Origin of the sequence: Granulicella sp. S156, assembly GCF_009766105.1 — a bacterium.
Taxonomy (GTDB): domain Bacteria; phylum Acidobacteriota; class Terriglobia; order Terriglobales; family Acidobacteriaceae; genus Granulicella.
The window spans coordinates 179,138-196,713 of record NZ_LMUH01000001.1 but is presented as its reverse complement, the minus strand read 5'-3'; the positions used below and the strand labels follow the sequence as shown (position 1 = coordinate 196,713).

At 55.4% G+C, this 17,576-nt stretch carries 16 protein-coding genes, 1 tRNA gene and 1 riboswitch; of the genes, 11 read left to right on the top strand and 6 right to left on the bottom strand.

Translation table 11 applies throughout. The features are described from left to right. Positions 1-147: 147 nt before the first annotated feature. The 5 genes from GSQ91_RS00950 to GSQ91_RS00930 form a co-directional block, all read right to left on the bottom strand. Positions 148-1,506, bottom strand: a complete 1,359-nt coding sequence (locus GSQ91_RS00950; RefSeq protein WP_158819377.1) for a TolC family protein — start codon at positions 1,504-1,506, stop codon at positions 148-150. Positions 1,507-1,538: 32 nt separating this feature from the next. Next, positions 1,539-2,537, bottom strand: coding sequence for a lipopolysaccharide assembly protein LapB (locus tag GSQ91_RS00945; protein WP_158819376.1), 999 nt, complete (start codon positions 2,535-2,537; stop codon positions 1,539-1,541). After that, positions 2,538-3,788, bottom strand: a complete 1,251-nt coding sequence (locus tag GSQ91_RS00940; RefSeq protein WP_158819375.1) for an efflux RND transporter periplasmic adaptor subunit — start codon at positions 3,786-3,788, stop codon at positions 2,538-2,540. Between the two features lie 67 nt (positions 3,789-3,855). Then, positions 3,856-5,697 carry a single-stranded-DNA-specific exonuclease RecJ gene (gene recJ / locus GSQ91_RS00935; RefSeq protein WP_158819374.1) on the bottom strand — a complete coding sequence of 614 codons (1,842 nt, stop codon included), beginning with the start codon at positions 5,695-5,697 and terminating at the stop codon, positions 3,856-3,858. A gap of 7 nt (positions 5,698-5,704) precedes the next feature. After that, positions 5,705-6,166 carry a hypothetical protein gene (locus GSQ91_RS00930; RefSeq protein ID WP_158819373.1) on the bottom strand — a complete coding sequence of 154 codons (462 nt, stop codon included), beginning with the start codon at positions 6,164-6,166 and terminating at the stop codon, positions 5,705-5,707. 112 nt (positions 6,167-6,278) lie between these two features. On the opposite strand from GSQ91_RS00930, the gene GSQ91_RS00925 reads away from it, so the two are divergent. The 8 genes from GSQ91_RS00925 to GSQ91_RS00890 all read left to right on the top strand — a co-directional run bounded on the left by GSQ91_RS00925 (position 6,279) and on the right by GSQ91_RS00890 (position 11,517). Continuing rightward, a complete protein-coding gene (locus GSQ91_RS00925; protein WP_158819372.1) occupies positions 6,279-6,557 on the top strand; it encodes a DUF507 family protein in 279 nt (92 codons plus the stop codon). Further along, entirely contained in the window at positions 6,554-6,829 is a 276-nt protein-coding gene (locus tag GSQ91_RS00920; RefSeq protein WP_158819371.1) for a DUF507 family protein, read from the top strand. Before GSQ91_RS00925 ends, GSQ91_RS00920 begins: the two co-directional genes overlap by 4 nt. A 180-nt stretch (positions 6,830-7,009) precedes the next feature. Beyond that, a tRNA-Glu gene (locus GSQ91_RS00915) sits at positions 7,010-7,086 on the top strand. Between the two features lie 845 nt (positions 7,087-7,931). Continuing rightward, positions 7,932-8,837, top strand: a complete 906-nt coding sequence (locus GSQ91_RS00910) for a TIGR03435 family protein (RefSeq protein ID WP_158819370.1) — start codon at positions 7,932-7,934, stop codon at positions 8,835-8,837. A gap of 38 nt (positions 8,838-8,875) precedes the next feature. After that, positions 8,876-9,466, top strand: coding sequence for a redoxin family protein (locus tag GSQ91_RS00905; protein ID WP_158819369.1), 591 nt, complete (start codon positions 8,876-8,878; stop codon positions 9,464-9,466). 77 nt (positions 9,467-9,543) lie between these two features. Next, complete coding sequence (locus tag GSQ91_RS00900) at positions 9,544-9,798, top strand: hypothetical protein (RefSeq protein WP_158819368.1); 255 nt, start codon at positions 9,544-9,546, stop codon at positions 9,796-9,798. 390 nt (positions 9,799-10,188) lie between these two features. Continuing rightward, entirely contained in the window at positions 10,189-10,827 is a 639-nt protein-coding gene (locus GSQ91_RS00895; protein WP_158819367.1) for a hypothetical protein, read from the top strand. A gap of 126 nt (positions 10,828-10,953) precedes the next feature. After that, the gene (locus GSQ91_RS00890; protein ID WP_158819366.1) at positions 10,954-11,517 is read left to right on the top strand and encodes a hypothetical protein; all 564 of its coding nucleotides are present in this window, start codon (positions 10,954-10,956) and stop codon (positions 11,515-11,517) included. A gap of 98 nt (positions 11,518-11,615) precedes the next feature. Here the strand turns inward: GSQ91_RS00890 and GSQ91_RS00885 are convergent, their stop codons facing one another. Then, positions 11,616-12,005 (bottom strand): hypothetical protein, encoded by a 390-nt coding sequence (locus GSQ91_RS00885; RefSeq protein ID WP_158819365.1) that lies wholly within the window; start codon positions 12,003-12,005, stop codon positions 11,616-11,618. A gap of 307 nt (positions 12,006-12,312) precedes the next feature. Between GSQ91_RS00885 and GSQ91_RS00880 the strand changes: the two genes are divergently transcribed. From GSQ91_RS00880 to GSQ91_RS00870, 3 genes are all read left to right on the top strand, one after another. Next, a complete protein-coding gene (locus tag GSQ91_RS00880) occupies positions 12,313-12,702 on the top strand; it encodes a hypothetical protein (protein WP_158819364.1) in 390 nt (129 codons plus the stop codon). A 403-nt stretch (positions 12,703-13,105) separates the two neighbouring features. Beyond that, a riboswitch (cobalamin riboswitch) is annotated at positions 13,106-13,293 on the top strand. Positions 13,294-13,386: 93 nt separating this feature from the next. After that, on the top strand, positions 13,387-16,935 hold the full coding sequence (locus GSQ91_RS00875; protein ID WP_158819363.1) for a carboxypeptidase regulatory-like domain-containing protein: 3,549 nt from the start codon (positions 13,387-13,389) through the stop codon (positions 16,933-16,935). A 130-nt stretch (positions 16,936-17,065) separates the two neighbouring features. Next, positions 17,066-17,503: a DUF6196 family protein gene (locus GSQ91_RS00870; protein WP_158819362.1), complete on the top strand. Its 438-nt coding sequence runs from the start codon at positions 17,066-17,068 to the stop codon at positions 17,501-17,503. Positions 17,504-17,576 lie beyond the last annotated feature (73 nt).

Sequence of the window (17,576 nt, the reverse complement as noted above, 5' to 3'; positions counted from 1 at the left end):
TTCGCTTCGACAGGATGGGGCGGAAGTCGTGAAGGCCAGAGAAGTTGAGCGATATTCGTTTAGCTTGGGCGTTTATCGACGTTATCGCGGCCAAGGCATTACCGGGTGGCAGTGACTTTATGTCGTTTGCACCCCATTCAACCCTAGTTAGCGAGGGGCGGGCGTTAGGGTAGCGCTGGGCGGTGGCGAGGGAACGGTCTTCAACCAGCCGTCCAGTTGGCCGGTCTGGCGCATGAGATTAATCTGTGCCCGGCTCAGTTGCACCTGGGTGTCCAGAAGGTCGATGAACTTTTGACGCTCCTGCAGCCGGGCATTTTGCTCGTCCTTGGGGGTCAGTTGCGGCTTATTCGGATCCCCAGCATTGGCGCGGAGTTGAACCAGGGTGGAGTCGAGTTGTTCCTGTGCGATATCACGATCAATCCCGGCAAGCGCATAGCTGTCCGATAGCTCGTCGAGGCTACGCCGGAGTTTCAGGCGGCCCTCGAGAAACTGATTGCGTTGATTTTCGGCTTCGAAGCGGGCGCGACGGGCTTCAGCCTCGGACTCTCGCGCATGATCATCATGGGCCCGGTCGAAGATAGGGACCTGTATCTGGATATAGACCGAGGCGTCGTTGCTGCTTTTCCCTTTGAAGGTTGGATAGTACGTAAGAAAGTCGTGTTCGCTGGTGTCGAGATAGCTGTAGTTGGCTCCCAAGCTCAGCTGCGGGCGAAACCGGTAACGAGATTCGCCAAAGGCGACTTCCTGCTTGCTTTTGGCGTTCAGGAAGGCCGACTGGATTCCGAAGCTGTCAGGGCCGTTGTCCGTGAAGCTACTGATCGCAGGCATTGCGGGAATCGAGACAGAGATAGCCGTCAACTGGTTTCCAGGGAGGCCAACGAGACGCGAAAGATGGTCGGAGAGTGTCGCGATCTCATTATCCGTATGCCGTTTCTCCTGACGTATCAAGAGAACGGTTCGCTGGGCACGGAGAGACTCCAACTGTGTGTCCTGCCCTACGGCAAGACGATCCTGAACAATCCCGACGAGGTGCGTCGCAATCTCGTACTCCTGATTCATAGCCGCCTGTCGCTGTTGGGCATTGTCGAGATCGAGATAGGTGATCGCGACATCCTCGGCTATCTGGTTGCGGACCTCTTTTACAGCGAGGTTTGCGGCCTGCAAGCCCGACGCCGCAGCACGAACATTGTCCTGTTGGGAGAAGTTGAAGAGCAGGGACTGGCTGGAGAGACTAAAGACCGTTGGAAGGCCTGATGGTGGGCCTAGACCATTTCCGTAGCCGCCGTCAGCGACGATGCTGGGGATATAGGCGTCGTGGGCCTGAGCCAGCGCGGCGTGCGCCTTATCGACATCAGCCTGTGCCGCCTGAACTTTGGGACTGCTGCGCAGCGCAAGATCCACGGCTGAGGTCAACGACATCTGCGCGGAGGCGCCGGCGCACAGGCTCATTGCCAATCCGGCACCCGCCGCTTTCGACCACAACCCTCGCATCGTTCTCTTCCGCAAAGCTCTCTCCTGCATAGGTGACTGTGGCCACTCTAAAGTTGCTGCATAGCCTTTTGCGCAGGAACATACTCATGCGCCAGCGCAAGGGCGCGGGCGAACTCATCGCGAGCGCCTGCCTTGTCACCCTGACTCTGCAATAGCTGTCCCAGCAGCAGATGTGCTTTGAAGACCGGCGCCGCATCGCTCCTGGCATTGGAGGACAGATAGTCGCGCAGTGTCTGTTCGGTCAGCTTCGGCTCAATACGCATGTCGAACAGGATGCTGGCGACATCCAACAGCGAAGCGTCGTGTGTCCGGTCGGCGTTAAGGGCGTGGCGCAGCGTGTCGACTGCTTTGCCTTTGTCATTACGCCGCGCATAGTAGTTGCCAAGGTCTGTCCACGCGTCGGGATGTCCACCGGCACTGACCGCAGCCTGAAACTCGCGCTCGGCGGTAGCGTAGTCTTTGCTCTTTTCGGCAGCGAGAGCACGGGTACGATGGGCTTGTTTGGGAAGCTGCGCTTCCACACGGGAGGCCAGAGCCAGTGCCTTGTCGAGCCCTCCTCCCACGATCGCCGGCGCTCCCACGTAGTACTCGCTGAGATCGTCCACGGCATCGCCGTTTCCGGGATCGAGGTTGACGGCTGCTTCAAACGCAATCCTGACCTTGCTGGCCAGTTTGTAGCCTGCGATGGGCCCGGAGTGGTTGGCCTTTATGCCGTAGGCACGGCCCATCCAGTCCTGCGCCGCACTGCTTTTATCCAGAGAGATCAGAGCCGTTTCGCATTCGGATACGGCGGGATCGGGCAACTCTTCGGCATAGAAGGCGCGGCATAAAAGCAGGTGCGCCTGGCCATCCTGCGGATTAGCTGCCACGATGGGTCGCAGACCAGCAATCGCCTCATCTACCCGTCCTTGCATAAGAGCCCGTTCGCTGGCCGCCCGTTGGTTGGTTGCAGTATCGGCAGAGAAGCAGGGAAGCACTGATGCGGAAAGTATTCCAGCCACCAAAAGCCCGCGTACCCCAAGTCCCTGGATATCTTTCCGTCCCATCTACCTCTGCGCCTTTGCTTTTACTGCGAGCCCATCACTCAGGTCGGCTTCCGTGGTTGCGCCGAGGACCACGGTATCGCCCTCTGCCAGGCCGCCTGTGATTTCAGCGCTTATCAGGTTCAGTCCTGCCCCAAGCTGAACGGGGGTTCTGTGCAGGCGTCCATTGACGATCTTGTAGACAAAGTTATCTGGTCCATCGGTATGCAGTGCCTCGCGAGGCACACTCAAGACATGTATTCGCTGCTGCGTTGTGACTTTGACCGTGACATTGGTATTGGGCAGCAAATCGCCGTTGGCGTCATCGACCGTGATAATGCACTCGCCGACATAACGTGTCCCATATTTGATGATGGTCGTTGGCGTTTGTGAGATGTGTCCATGCCAAAAATGATTGGGCTTGGCTTCCCAGGCAATGGATACGGGCTGGTTAACGGCCAGCTTGCCGACCTCAGGCTCATCGAAGTAACCCTGGATCTGGATCCGCGACAGGTCTGCAACATCCAGCAGGGTGTCGCCACCTGCCACAAAGTCGTACTGGGAGATAGGAATGTAGTACACCGTGCCGGCTATGGGCGAGTGGATATCGACACTCGCAAGGGCACTCTGTGCGGCTAGGAGAGAGGAGCGAGCCTGGGCCACCTGTGCCTGTGCGGTAGCAAGGTCGGTGGGGCCATAGGGGCTGGTATGGTGTGCCTGTAAAGTCGCAACATGGGCCTGTGCTTCGGTCAGACGCTGTTTGGCCGTTGCTACTTCATTGGCCGATGCCGCACCCTTCGCCTGTAGGGCCTGAATCGATTCCATCGAAGTGGCGTTTTGCCGTTCCTGAAGTTGCGCGGCGTCCAGATCGGAGTTTTGGGTCTGGAGTTCTGAGTGTGTGCCGCCGTTTTGCAGGTTCTTCAGCGCAGCCTCGCTCGACTGCAGCGCTGCCTGGGCTGCTACGACACCCTTGCGGGCTTCGCTGTCGTCCATTCGGACGAGTTCCTGCCCGACTCGGACCTTTTGGCTAGGATCGACAAAAAGTTTTTCGACGGTGCCAGCGGTAGGAGCATGGGCTTGAAAATCGTCTATAGGCTGGACGATGCCATTTGCCGGGACAGAGTTCAAAATGTCCTGATATCCCACCGTTGCCGTATTCACAGTTATCGTTTCGCGGAAGGCTACACGGACTGCCCAAAAGAGCAAAGCGCACACGACAAGCGTTGCGATGCCCCATACCCAACCGCGTGTTTGACCAGACTCTCGTTGTGCCATAAGCAAAGCGCCAGTATATAAGACGCTCAACCCTCCAAGTTGAAGCAAAACTTTTACATGCAGATGTTTATGTTGATTCGACTGGTTCGTTGGATGCAATCGAACGCATCGCGACTACTTCAAGTTCCCATCCGCCGAAATCAGGATGCCAGTTGCGGCGGAGGCGGTAGGCCAGGTCGAGAAGATCGCCTTGCGACCAGTTTTCCTCGCGTGCGCGAGCGGCCCAATCGGTGCGCCGACCCCACGCCATGCCGCCAAAGCGCGCGCCATCAGCGGTGTCTTCGACGCTCAATCGAAGGTGCCGCTCCTTCACGACCTTGAGCGCCGTAGCCAGCCGCACGCCTCGGCTCACGAAGAGCGGCTCGGCGTTTCCGTTGCCGAAAGGCCCAAGCTGTTCGAGGGTAGCCAGAAAATCCGGCGTAATCTCACTGAGCCTGAGGTCAACGTCGCAGTCCAGAGTCGCTATCCCACCGTCTGCCGTACCCCTGGAGGCTGCGTACCGCACCATGCGGTCGCGCAGTTCGCCGACTTGTTCGGAGGGCAGAGAGAAACCTACCGCATGGGCGTGGCCTCCGAAGCGAGTAAAGAGCCGGGTATCCTGCTCGGCATCTACGCTGGTGAGGGCGTCAAGCAGGTGAAATCCCGCGATAGACCGGCCAGAACCGTAGGCCTGGCCGTCTTCATGGGCGAGCACCAGGGCTGGCCTGCCGGTGCGTTCGACGACACGGGAGGCCAGAATCCCAATCACCCCGCGATGCCACGCGGGATCATCCAGCACCAGGCAGGCCGCGAGGCCCGCGGGGGATGCAACCATCTCGGCCAGCCGTGCTTCGATCTCGCGCAGGGCTTCAGCCTCGGTCGCCCGGCGTTCTTCGTTCAGGCGGTGCAGTTTTTCGGCGAGCGTACGCGCCACTCCTGGATCCTTCGCCAGAAACATCTCCACCACATCGCTGGCGATGTCCATACGTCCTGCCGCGTTGATGCGGGGAGCAAGCCGGAAGCCGATGTCGGTCGAGGAGATGGCGTGGGAGGTATCGATCTGGGCCAACTCCATAAGGGCTTTGAGCCCTGCCTGCGACGGCCGCTGCAGCTCTCGCAGTCCCAGCGCCGTGATGACCCGGTTCTCGCCCTTCAGGGGGACAGCGTCGGCGATGGTGGCGATGGCCAGCAGTTTCAGGAACGAGGGCAGCGTCTTTTCGCGCAGACGGCTGCGTTCGCCGTCGTCCTGCACCGAGCTTTCAAGCAATGCCTGCGCCAGCTTGAACGCGACAGCCGCTCCGCAGAGCTCTTTGTAGGGGTATTCGCAGCCCGGCTGATTGGGGTTGAGGACCGCAACGGCGCGTGGAATGCCTTCTACTCCGTCCGGCAGGTGGTGGTCGGTAACGATCAGGTCCAAGCCAACCCGTTCGGCCTCTTCCGCCGCTGCAAAGGCCCGAATTCCGGTGTCGACGCTGACGACGAGGCGCACTCCTTCAGCTGCCGCCGCCTCGATGCGCAACTCCTGCATTCCGTAGCCTTCGCGAATGCGGTGCGGAATGTGATAGCGAATGTCGGCAGAGACGCCCATCGCCGCTGCCGCTCGCTCCGCCGCGGTTTTCAGCAGCACGGTAGCGACGGTACCGTCGACGTCGTAGTCGCCATAGATGAGCACGGGCTCCTGCGCGAGCAGTGCCGCACGAAGGCGGGCAACCGCCTTGTCCATGCCAAGCATTTTGTACGGATCGTGCAACTGGTCGAGCGAGGGATGGAGAAATGCCTTCGCCGCAGCGACGGTCTCAACTCCCCGGCAGACCAGCAGGCAGGCTATCGAGGGAGGAAGAGCCAGCTCGCGTTCCAGTTGCCCGGCGGCCTCGGAAGTCTTGCCTGCAAGGTGCCATTGGGGCTCCTGAACGACAGGTTGTTCGTTCACGCGAGCCTCAGTCTTCGTCGGTGTCGTCGACGATGATCTGGCCGAGGTCCGTGACGGTCTCCATGAGTTCCTGGAAGGTGTCGTACCACTCGGTTGCGGTCTCGTAGAGATACATGACGCCGCCATGCGAGAAACCAAGCTGCAGGTAGCCGGTCTTGCCGACGTGCTGGGTCAGTTCCTGGGCCTCTTCGAGCTCAACGGCATCGTGGTCGGGGTAGTTGTGATCGCGTACCTGGCCGATCAGCGTCGCGACGTCTTCCGGCTCGAGGACCACTTCACTCATCGTCAGGAAGGGGGCGTTGGCGGACTTGGCGTGTTCGACGAAGTCTTTCCAGCCGTCGCTATCATCCTCTTCGAAGATGACAGTGGGCACATCTTCGGGCACGTAACTGTTCATGCGCCTCATGCCATGCCCGGCGATGAAGGCCACCATATCGTCTTTTACTGAAGAAAGGTCGTCCAAATGCATAAAGGCCATTCTCGCAGATGCGGGAGGCTCGTGCGCTACCGGCGGGAAGAATTGGCTGGAGTGCAAAGACCTGCTGACTCAACCATTTCACCGTGCTAACCTTTTGGAGACCATGATTTTTTCCAAGGACTATGTAGGCTATCTCGCCCGGCAGACGAATAAGCATCTCGTCGCGGCGAAGATGATCAAGACCGAGAAGCCGGCCATCGTCGACGAACGCGTCACCGCCGGCCTCATCGACGAGCTTTCGCTGGAAGACCGCATCAACGATGAGGTCCGCGTCATCCTCGAAGCGTTCCAGGACGACATGCACAAGACCGGAGCCAGCTACCCCGAGATGTTCAAGAAGGTGAAGAACGAGCTCGCCCGCAAGTACAAGGCGGTGCTATGAGAATCAGCCGCGACAAGCTCAACAAACTCGCCCACACGGTCGCCGACACGCTGGCCGAGATCGACGAAGTCGATTTTCTGGAGGATCGCAACACGATCCGCCAGGAGGCCCGCAAAATACTCGAGAAGCTGCTGACGGACGAAACGAAGCTCGATGCTGCTGCGCGCCAGAAGATCTCTTCGCAGCGCAAGATCATCGTCGAAGGCTCGCAGGAGTGGGACATCCTGTACCGCAAGTACTACAACGACGAGGTCAAGAAGCTCGGGCTGTAGCGGTTTCGGTTTATGCCGTTGTCCTTGCTTTTCTGGTTGTCATTCCCGCAGGGAATCTGCTGCCTGGGATCAGTCTGGTCTATGACGAGGCCGTGTCGTTTTGAAGCGCAGTCAAGGAGCTTATTTCCGCTTCGGTCTGCTATACTTTGGAAGTCGCAACGGATTCCTCATCCGTTCTGTGGCGTTATGGTGTAACTGGTTAACACGTCGCCCTCTCAAGGCGAAGAGTCCGGGTTCGAGCCCCGGTAACGCTACCAAATATTCCCTTCAAAATGAATAGTTTGCAAGGATGTCGGCGAGATTGCCCGAGCGACTGAATCTCAGGTGAGATACGAAAGAGATACGTCCCAAAAATTGACTTGCAAAGCGTATCGCTCTATTTGTCCCCGCAAATTGTTCATATGTGCCAATGTATTGACAGGCGTGTCGGATGCGATCATGCCGACGTCACGAGGAATGCAAGTGCGCTGATGTATGAACACGAATTCTTGCAGACCTGCGTCCAACTTCCCCTTGCTTCTTCCGCGCGCGTTATATGGGACCAAAACACTTGAGCCGGCCTTTCCTCTGAGACGCCGGTGTATCTTTTCTGCCTAAGGGCAACGCATTGACCTAAAGGCATAATGTTCGGCCAGAACTTGATTGAGCTATACTCCCACATCGCTTCGCAATTGATTTATTGCGGTCCGGTCAAGAGAAGCGTGATAGTAGAAGGTGTCAAGCTGTGTCTCTGGTGGAGCTTTGCTTCATCAATAACTAGTTCTTCAACTTTCAACAGAGAAAGGGAACAAAGGAAGAAGTATTTTTTCGCATTCGCTTCAACAGTGATTCTCGCATCAGCAGCTACTCTTGTCCTTCCGGCGTTCAGCCAAGTTCAACCTGATTACTCCAAGAAACCGGTAGGTGCAGCTTGCAGCAAGAGCGGTCAATGCTCTAGCGGATGCTGTGGTACCACAGAAGCTAGTCCGAATTCCAGTGTTTGCACTGCGTGCTAATCTTTCCGCGAAATTCGCAAGGAAAGTGAACAATCGGGGCGGGTTCGAGGCGCCCCGATTGTCTTTCTTCGGGGGTATGAGTTTTGACCGACCATAAGGAAAGCACGATGCGTACTGTTGTGACATGCATTTTCACGAGCTTGATCGCGATTTGTTTGGCAATACCGTCACGAGCAATTGGCCAAAGCGCTGAGGCGAGAAACCCATTTGCGAAAGCAACAAACCCGTCCAGCATTGCCAACATGTCTGAATTGAATTTTGATGTCGTTTCTATTCACAAGAATAATGGTGACGATGCTCCTTCGGGATTTATCATGGACGGCTATAAGGCTGTCGGCATGCCTCTTTGGCGAACTATCGCCTACGCGTACTTCCCTGTAAGAATGCGCGATCCAAATTGGATCAGAAACGCGCCTTCTTGGGTGTTTGATGAGAAGTATGACATCATCGCGAAAATAGCTTTCGAGGATGCAGTTGCGTGGCAAAAATTACGAAAAAAACCATCCTCTGAGGAAAACCCTGAGCTTCAATCGATGTTCGAGAAGCTGCTTGAAGACCGCTGTCACCTGAAAACACATCGCACCGCGTCTGAAGTAGATGGTTACTTTCTTGAAATCGACCGCGGACTCAAAATCTCCGCTGGAAAGCCAGATGAGACGCCTCCCCCTGACGCAATTATGAGGGATGATGGAGGAACCGTAACTTATTTCGAGAAGGAAGGGAGCCATGGCTGGACCTTCCAAAATGCCTCGGTGAGACTACTCCTTTCGTTCCTCTCGTTGTTTTCGGGACTCCCTATTCGGGATAAAACGAACTTGGATGCAAGATACGACTTCACATTAGAGATTCCGGATCAGAATTCAACTGGTTCGGAGTTGCAGTCAGAAGGCGTGTCCGATGACTTTGCTCTGGTTCAGGTGGCTCTAAAAGGTCTAGGCTTTAAGCTCAATCGCTCCAAAGTGCCATTATCTCTAGTAGTGATAGATCATATCGAAAGGCCGACCGCCAACTGATTTTTTACTATTGAGTTGTCAGTTATAAAGGGGCCATAATGTTTGCGAAAAAACTTGACATCATTACGCTTGTTCTACTCGTAGCATCAATTGCCGTGAACGTCTTGCTTGCGCATCAAGTTCTCAAGCTGCGCGCGGACATCCAAAACATCCAGAGCCAACCGTCTTCATCGCTTCCTTCTATTGCTGGAACGCGCATTCTCGCGATGGATGCGCTCAGCCTCGACGACCAACCAGAACACATTAGTTTCGTTGACGGTTCTCAATCGGGCAAGGCGAAGGTCTTGTATATTTATTCACCGACGTGCGGATGGTGCGCAAGGAACCTGGGGAACATTACGAAGCTATTCGACCTGAAACACAACCAATTTGATTTTATTGGTGTTTCGCTGAGTGGGGAGGGCCTCAAAGCGTACATAAAGTCGGCTGGCTTTCCCCTGCAATCGGTATACCAGCCGTCGACCGGAGCGGTTTCTGCGCTGCATCTAGACAGCACGCCGGAAACGATCGTCATCGATCAATCTGGAGTGGTGCGTAAGGTATGGGTCGGTGCATACACCGAAGATAAATGTCACGAAGTGGAAGAGTATTTCCACGTTACCCCGGGCTCACTTAAGAAGGTTCTCTAAGCGATATAGCCGCACGCTGGGCGAAGAGCCTCAATGGTTGCCGCTCGACCGGTGAGCGGGGGCCGCGCAACGGCGGGATGAAGGTGCAGGTGCGACTTGAAGTCTCTGGAATGATTGTTCAACACGGGAGTATTCGTGGAACTGAACCTGCGGTTTTCTACTATGCAGAGCAGGGCGATTCTGAAACTGAAAAGCTTGCTCCGATTCGCAATGCGATTCGGAGCACTACAAACCGCTTTATCCTCGATACGACGGTGCTAAATGAGCAAGATGATACGGGAGCATCCCGCGGCAAGTGTGAAATTCTAGGTTCTAATCCAGAGAAGATTTAGAGCGCCGAAAGCGCGATCTATCAGGCCGATGGCCTAGGTCTGAATTGGAACAAAAATGGGTGCCCCACATCTCGCCTTTGAGATGTGGGTTGTACGATGATGGGCCCCTGATCTACGTGGCCTCGCTGAGTAACTCGAACAGTGGGCATTGTCGAGCTTTCTTCATTACTCAATAGGAGTTCCTGAGACGGTGGAGGTTTATCCCCATGGGTGTCCGCGCAAGAGACCATGCCGTTGCAAACGCCCACATCTCAGAAGCAAGATATGGGCGCACCCACTCTTGTTGTGACGAGATGAGACCTGGGCCACCCGCCCAGACGATGTGGTTTTTTCGGGTAGCCCCCGGTCAATGACACAATATTCAGAGTTGTAAAATCTAGGGGGTTGCCAATGCCAACGCAAGCCGATCTGGATGCCGCCAAAGTGTATACCTCAATCATGGAGGAAGCGAAGGTTCGTGCCCTCAGTATCAACACGCTCACAAACTCTGGCTACGCGTTGCCCGTGCCGCTGCAACGGGAATACTGTTTTCTACAGCTTCGCATGCTCTGTGAGCTGATCGCCCTCGGCTGTCTAGTCGCGCATGGCGACATAGAGGAAACGAAATCGGCACCGCTTCAAAAAACTTACCACGCCGGAGAAATTGTTAAACGTCTGGAAAAGCTACATCCAAATTTCTATCCGTCACCACGAAAACTTGCCTTCAACCTGGGACATATTCATCTGGGCGACTATGACCGCGAGTTCCTGACCAAGAGCGAGTTGATAATTCTTTACGGGAGATGCGGTGATGCGTTGCATAAGGGCAACCTGCGACAACTGCTCGACCCGAAAAACCAACCTCCCGCCGACTTTCGTGACCTTCAGGAATGGGGGCAAAAAATTCTAAATCTACTTAGTGTTCATCTCATCAGTCGCAGGGAAGGCAACTTCCATTTAATTGTCGTGCTTGAGGCATCGCAAAATGGTGGTAACGTGCTTGTGTCGGTTGCTGAAAGCCCCGTTCAAACCTCCGCATCAGTCGCATAACACGAAACATGCACGCAAGCAGCTTTCAGCTTGCGCTAAGCTCGAACGGAGACATTCTGCTGCATTCACCAAGAGCCGAATCCATAGCATTGCCAGGATGTTCACTCGCGAAGTGAGAGGTTAGCGATGCTCCCAGAAGAAAAGAAGTGGTACGAGCAGCACGGCACGCCAGCGGAACAGCAGTTTGTGGCCAAGTACGGAGACCGCAAGGTGACGGCAGGTAGCCTGTTGAAGAGCGTAGTGTTCATGGCCCTCATGGCAGCTAGCGTCTTTGTCGTTCTCGCCGGCTATCTGTACGTGAGCCGAGTCCGGTTGATCCATCCGGTGACCGGCAGTTGGGTCGGTACGATGTCTTCTGGGGACGGCGCGTCCGACCAGCGCGTTGTTTATGTCGACACGTCAGTGAGTCTTGTTCACTGGTCTTCACCAACGCTTACCGGCACGGTTCGCATGTGCAATAAACAGCGCGAGACAGAATATGCTCTGCAGCAGACCAATACCGTAAGTGACGACACGCTGGGCATTACGCTTATCTCAGCGGAAGCTCCGGACAGCGGAGAGTTGTTTGGTGTGCTGCGTGATGATCATCTTGATGCGTCCTACAACGGCATAGATCGTGGGCTTCAGGGACAGTTGCAGCGAGGTGGTTTGCAGGCCTATCAGCAGAGTTGCTCAGCGTTGCGGCAATAGCTCAAGAGCGTGAAGCTGCGTGAGACACAGAAACGCCCGGCTCTCGTCATGAGTTGCCGGGCGTTTTGCTTGCCTGTATTGCACGGGTTGGAGACGATTTAATATGCGGTTAAAGTAACCGTAGATCGCGTCTTAAGGGGAGACTTCTTTGCCACTTTTTTTGCTGGAGCCTTCTTGACGGCCTTCTTCGCAGCCAACGACACAGGACCAGTAATAGAACCAGTACCAGTAATGGTACCGCCGGTTATCGTTCTCACTACGGCCTTCTTCTTTGTGGGGGCCTTCTTCACGGCCTTCTTCGCGCTCTTCTTCGCAATCAAGCTGTTTTCAAACATACGTGACTTCGCAGGAGACTTCTTCGCAGCTTTCTTTACGGCTTTCTTTGCCGGTGCCTTCTTCGCAGCAAGTTTGTTTACCCCTCGCAAAATTGCGCGACTCTTTGCCGGTGCTTTCTTTACAGCTTTCTTCGCTGTCTTCTTCGTTGCCAAGGTGTTACCTCTCATAGATGATTTGGGGAGCCTATACCATCATCACGCGGGATATAACGAACTGAAAAGAATCATGTTTGATTCGTCTCTGCCGGACCTCGCGGACCCCACAGTGTACGGATACAAATCGCTGTTTGGATGAGATGAAAAAGCGCGAACAACCCGTTACGAGACTCGGGCAACCCTCTACAAGGTATGTGCTTCTTAAGTCGGAAGTCTGTTCGACTTTGACTTTCGTCGAGAGGACGAATGCGCTGTCAAGGTTGTAAATCAAGGTTGCAATCAAACCCAAAAGAACTGGAGGAAGATGAAGATAACGCAAAGGAACAATCATCATAGGGAGGCGCTCGCACTGATTTTGGCGACGTCCCTCTGCGCTTTCACTCCCGGCCTGGCTGCCCAAAGTAGTGGCACCGCCCAGCAAGCACAGCCGCAACAAAACCAGCAGCAGGCGCAACCGCAACAAAACCAGCAGCAAGACCCGCAGCAAGCCAAGACCTTCACAGGCAAGATTGTGAAGCTCCAGAACGGACAGTTTGCCCTGCTCACAGGCCAAACGCCTGAGGGCAAAGCAGCCGGACACTTGCTCGATGATCAGGACAATGCGAAGAAGTACGCGGACAAACAAGTGACGGTTACCGGAACGTTCGACACAGCAAGCAACACGATTCACGTAACCAATATTCAAGCTGCATAGTCACCGATACGTTGCAGGTGGCATGCCCGATCTTTTGTACCAGTTGGATTGCTAATGTAGCGACGCGAGCTTTGTCGATATCTCGTCGCTGTTGAAGGTGCGGGGGAAGTGGGAAGCGTAGTTTTGCTTTCCACTTCCCCATACCTTGTTTTGATCTCGGAGTGCCACGTTTCCGGTGCGGGGGAGCGGTAGCCGAGTGAGGATGATGGTGTTGTAGTGAACCCGCCGGGCGGGTGGCCCAAGTCTGAATTGGAACAAAAAGGTGTGCCCACATCTCGCTTTTGAGATGTGGGTTGTACGATGATGGGCACTCCGAAGGCCCCTGTTCGTTACTTTCGGATGGACGAGATTCGCTCTCTCGTTTGTAAATGGTGTCGTCACGATGAAGAGAAGCCTCATGGTAAGCTAGCGATACATTCTGGGTGCCCGCGAGGGCATAACAGGGAAGTCCGGTGAAAGACCGGCGCGGTCCCGCCACTGTAATCAGGAAAGATGACGTTTCACGATGCCACTCGATTTCGGTCGGGGAAGGCGAAATGTCAAAAGCTTCGCCTGAGAGTCAGGAGACCTACCCAGAAAAGTCTAGATTCTTCTCCGCGTGGAAACGGGAAGCGATCGCTCAGTTGTTCTCGAGCTTTTGTGCCTCTTCACCACGAATTGAGGTGCACTCTGCTCGATTCGATCTTGTCTTTTGCCGCTTCCAAAGCGAAACGAAGTCTCTTCCTTTTCACGATCATCGTCTTCACCAGCTTGAAGATCTGGGCCGCCGCTGGAGGCAGCATCACCGGGACTGTCACGGATACAACGGGTGCCGTTGTTCCGTCGGCCAGGTTGACACTGGTCAATCAGGCGCAGCAGACGACCTACCATGCGGTTTCAAATGCCCAGGGCGTATTTTCTTTCCTTAATCTCCCCGTGGGGCGGTATGACCTCACTGTCGCTGCCTCTGGTTTTTCAGCGAAGAAGCTCACGAATCTGTTCGTCGATACAGACGCCAGCCTTCGCGCTGACGTTGCACTCTCTGTCGGAGGAGCCTCCGAAACCGTGACGGTGAATGGTGATACAAGTGCGCAGGTCGATACAAGTTCAACGCATCTGGGTGAAGTTGTATCCGGCGCGGAGATGACCGCACTCCCTCTGAATGGCCGCAGCTACACTGATCTGCTTTCTATCCAGCCCGGCGTTGCGCCGGTATCTACGTTGCTTCCCAATGCCGTGATCATGGCCGGTGTTACTGGCGGAATCTCACCTTCCGGCGATGAGAATCCTGGGAATGTCTCCATCAACGGACAGCGCGAATCTTCCAATGGGTTCATGGTGAATGGCGTTGACGTGCAGGAGCATATGAACGGTGGAACGTCCGTGGTGCCAGACCTCGACTCCATTGAGCAGTTCCGCGTTCTGACGAACAACTTCGATCCTGAGTACGGCAACTACAACGGCGGAATGGTGACGGTTGTCACCAAGTCCGGTAGCAGCCAGTTTCACGGCAACGCTTTCGAGTTCTTTCGCAACACGGCGCTGGATGCCAAGGGCTACTTCGATCCTACCCGCCCGACATTCAAACAGAATCAGTATGGCGGAAGTATCGGCGGTCCTGTTACGCACACGAAACTATTCTTCTTTGCTGACTATCAAGGCACACGCAAGACTCAGGGCATTTCGACGGGCAAGATATCGGTGCCCACGGTGGCTGAGCGTTCTGGAAACTTCTCTGACACCGCTGCGGGCGAGTTCTACGATCCCAGTACGAATCAACCTCTACGCTTCGTCAGCGGACCTTACCTCGCCGGCCTTCTTTCGCAAGAACTGGGTTATACGGTCAACAGTAGCGAGGCCTACTACTATCCTGGCTGTTCGGCTACAGGCTCATCTGCTTGCGTGTTTCCGAACGCCACCATACCGCAGGCCGCGTGGTCGGCTCCAGCGAAGAATTTGCTGCAGTACATCCCTTCACCGAATCTGAATGCTACCCAGTACGCAACCTCGGCCTTCGCGCAGACGAACCGCGATGACAAAGGCTCAGTGCGACTGGACGCCGACACACGAGCCGGCCGCATCTCGGGATATTACTTCCTCGACGACTACACGCTGGACAATCCTTATCCGGGCCAGCAGGGCGGTGCTTCGATACCTGGCTTCGACGCGCTCACCATCGGTCGCGCTCAACTGCTCTCGATCTCCGATACCAAAGTTATCGGCCAGAACGCCGTTAACGAGTTCAATGCCGGATATCTCCGCTACGCGAATGTTATTGGGACGCCAAAGGGTGGTCTTGGTGTTTCGCTGGCCGCGCAGGGGTTCGCAACCGGTGCGGGAAGCTCTGGGATCTATGTTCAGGCTCCTCAGTTTGAAGGGGTCGAAAATATCACCTTCCCGTCATTCGTCATGGGCGTTCCCATCACGAACGAGACGCAGGTCAACGATACCTACTACATCAGCGATGGCTTTTCCCGCGTCTTCGGAACGCATACCGTGAAGGTTGGCGGCCAGTTCCACATTGACCAGGTGAATGAGCATCCGAACGCTACCTTCAATGGGACCTTCAATATCAACGGAACCGAGACGGGCGACCCGTATGCCGATTTTCTGATCGGGACTCCCAGCAACTTCACGCAATCGTCCGGTCAGCCCTTTTACCTGCGGAATCACTATCTGGGGTTCTATGGGCAAGATAGCTGGCGAGTGCGTAGTGATCTCACTCTGAATGCCGGACTTCGCTGGGACATCATCGAGCCATGGTCGGAGAAGAATCATCAGCTCCAGACGTACATTGCCGGGAAGCAGTCCGTCCTGTTTCCGGGCGCGCCTTTGGGGTTTGTCGTCGCGGGAGATCCCGGTGTGCCGCAGACCATAACGCCAACCAGCTACAAAAACTTTGCGCCGCGTATTGGTCTGGCCTACGCGCCGCACTTTGAAAGCGGCCTCGGCGGACTTCTCTTCGGAGGCTCCGGGAAGAGCAGCATCAAGGCGAGCTATGGCATCTTCTACACAGCGATACCGGGCCTGAATGCGGGCATCATGTATGCGGTGCCACCGTTCGGTTTCAACTATCTCAGTCCCGGACCACCTCTGCTTGCAACGCCGTTTATCACGGCTGCTACTGGAGTGAACAATGGCCAACGATTTCCGTTCCCGTTTCCGCCCCACAACGTCTCCGTCGCAAACCCGGACAGCAATGTGGATTGGTCGAACTTCACGCCCATCGCGGCAGACCCTTTTTACTACTATCGAAACCGCGTTCCTTATATCAACAACTTCATGTTCTCCTTTCAGCGGCAGATCACAGGCAACATCGTTTTGACCGCAAGCTATGTTGGCAATCAGGGGCATCATCTGCTTACGCTGGTTTCAGCCAATCCTGGTAATCCAGCACTCTGTGCGAGTCTCCCTGGCTGCGGACCGTTCGGCGAAGACTCTACGTACACAACCGCGGGTGGACAGACCGTGCACGGCACCCGTGTGGGGCAGGGCTCTGCGTATGGGGAAAATACGGCGGACAAATCGATCGCCAACTCGAATTACAACGCTCTTGAAACGACTCTCAAGTATCAACATTCACGCTCGTCCTTTCTGCTGAGCTACACGTATGCAAAGTCGATCGATCAGGGATCAAACCTGGGAGAACAACTTGATCCGATCAACCCACGAAACTCTCGCACTATCTCTGCTTATGATCTGAAGCACGACTTCGTGGCAACGTACAGCATGGACCTGGGCTTCGAGAGGCTGTTCCGCCACTCTAATCGCTGGACAACCGATTGGAGCCTCTCCGGCACAAGCCGCTTCTCCAGTGGTCTTCCGGTCACACTGTCAGATAACTCTGACAACTCTTACCTCGGAACTTTGGGCAATGGTGTGAATAACTTCCTGATCGATACACCGCGTTACTTGCCAGGGCCACTCAAGATCAACACCGATGGTCGCAATGGAAAGCCGGCGTTCAACACGGCGCTCTTTCCTGAAGAGTTGCCGGGGCAGCAGGGCAATGCAAAACGCCGCATCTTCTACGGTCCAGGAATCGATAACTATGACGCCAGTCTGCAGAAGACCATTCGCATTCGTGATTCAAAGAGGCTGGACCTCCGTTTAGAAGCCTTCAACCTCTTCAACCATTCGCAGTTCTTCGGGCCTGCCACCGTGGATGGACAGGAAGAAGATCCTAACTTTGGCAACATTGTGAGCGCTGCCTCACCACGGTTAATTCAAATCGCCGCGAAGTTTGCCTTTTAGCGTGCGATGGAGGGCAACGGGTACGATCGACTAGGTGCAAGTTGATCGACTGCGTTTTTAAAGGTGTCATACCTCCTGTGCGCGGCATCCATGTATTTGAAGAGATAAGAAAGACTGGAGCGGTCATCTGATGTACGTGAGCCAGGAGACACCTGAGCAGATCGATGTCCGACTGCGCCGAGTCATTGTTGCTGCTGAACTAACCTGGCATGAAGGTGAATTCGCCTTTTACGAATTTCCTGTCAGTGAGTTCCCAGCCCAGGAGGCCGAGCATGGGCTGGCGTTTGTGCGTGATGAAGAGGTCTGGAGCGTGCTCAAAGCAGCCGGTCCTGAAGCGGCTGAGCCCTTCGGCATATTTTCGTTCCACTTTCGCGACGACATGGACAACAGCGGGTTCGTCGGCTGGCTTGCCTCTATCTTGAAGAGAGAAATTGGTACAGGTGTTTTCGTCGTCTGTGGTCAGAACTTGCGGCGCGGGGGCATCTTCGACTACTGGGGTGTGCCGCTGGCCATGCGCGGCGCGGCGGTTGGGGTACTCAATCGACTTCGTCAGGACCCACGTGGCTGACCGGAAACAGCAATGTGGGTGGCTTCATCCAAAGAGCCGATACTTCCGCAGGGCCCCCGCCCAACAATGACAA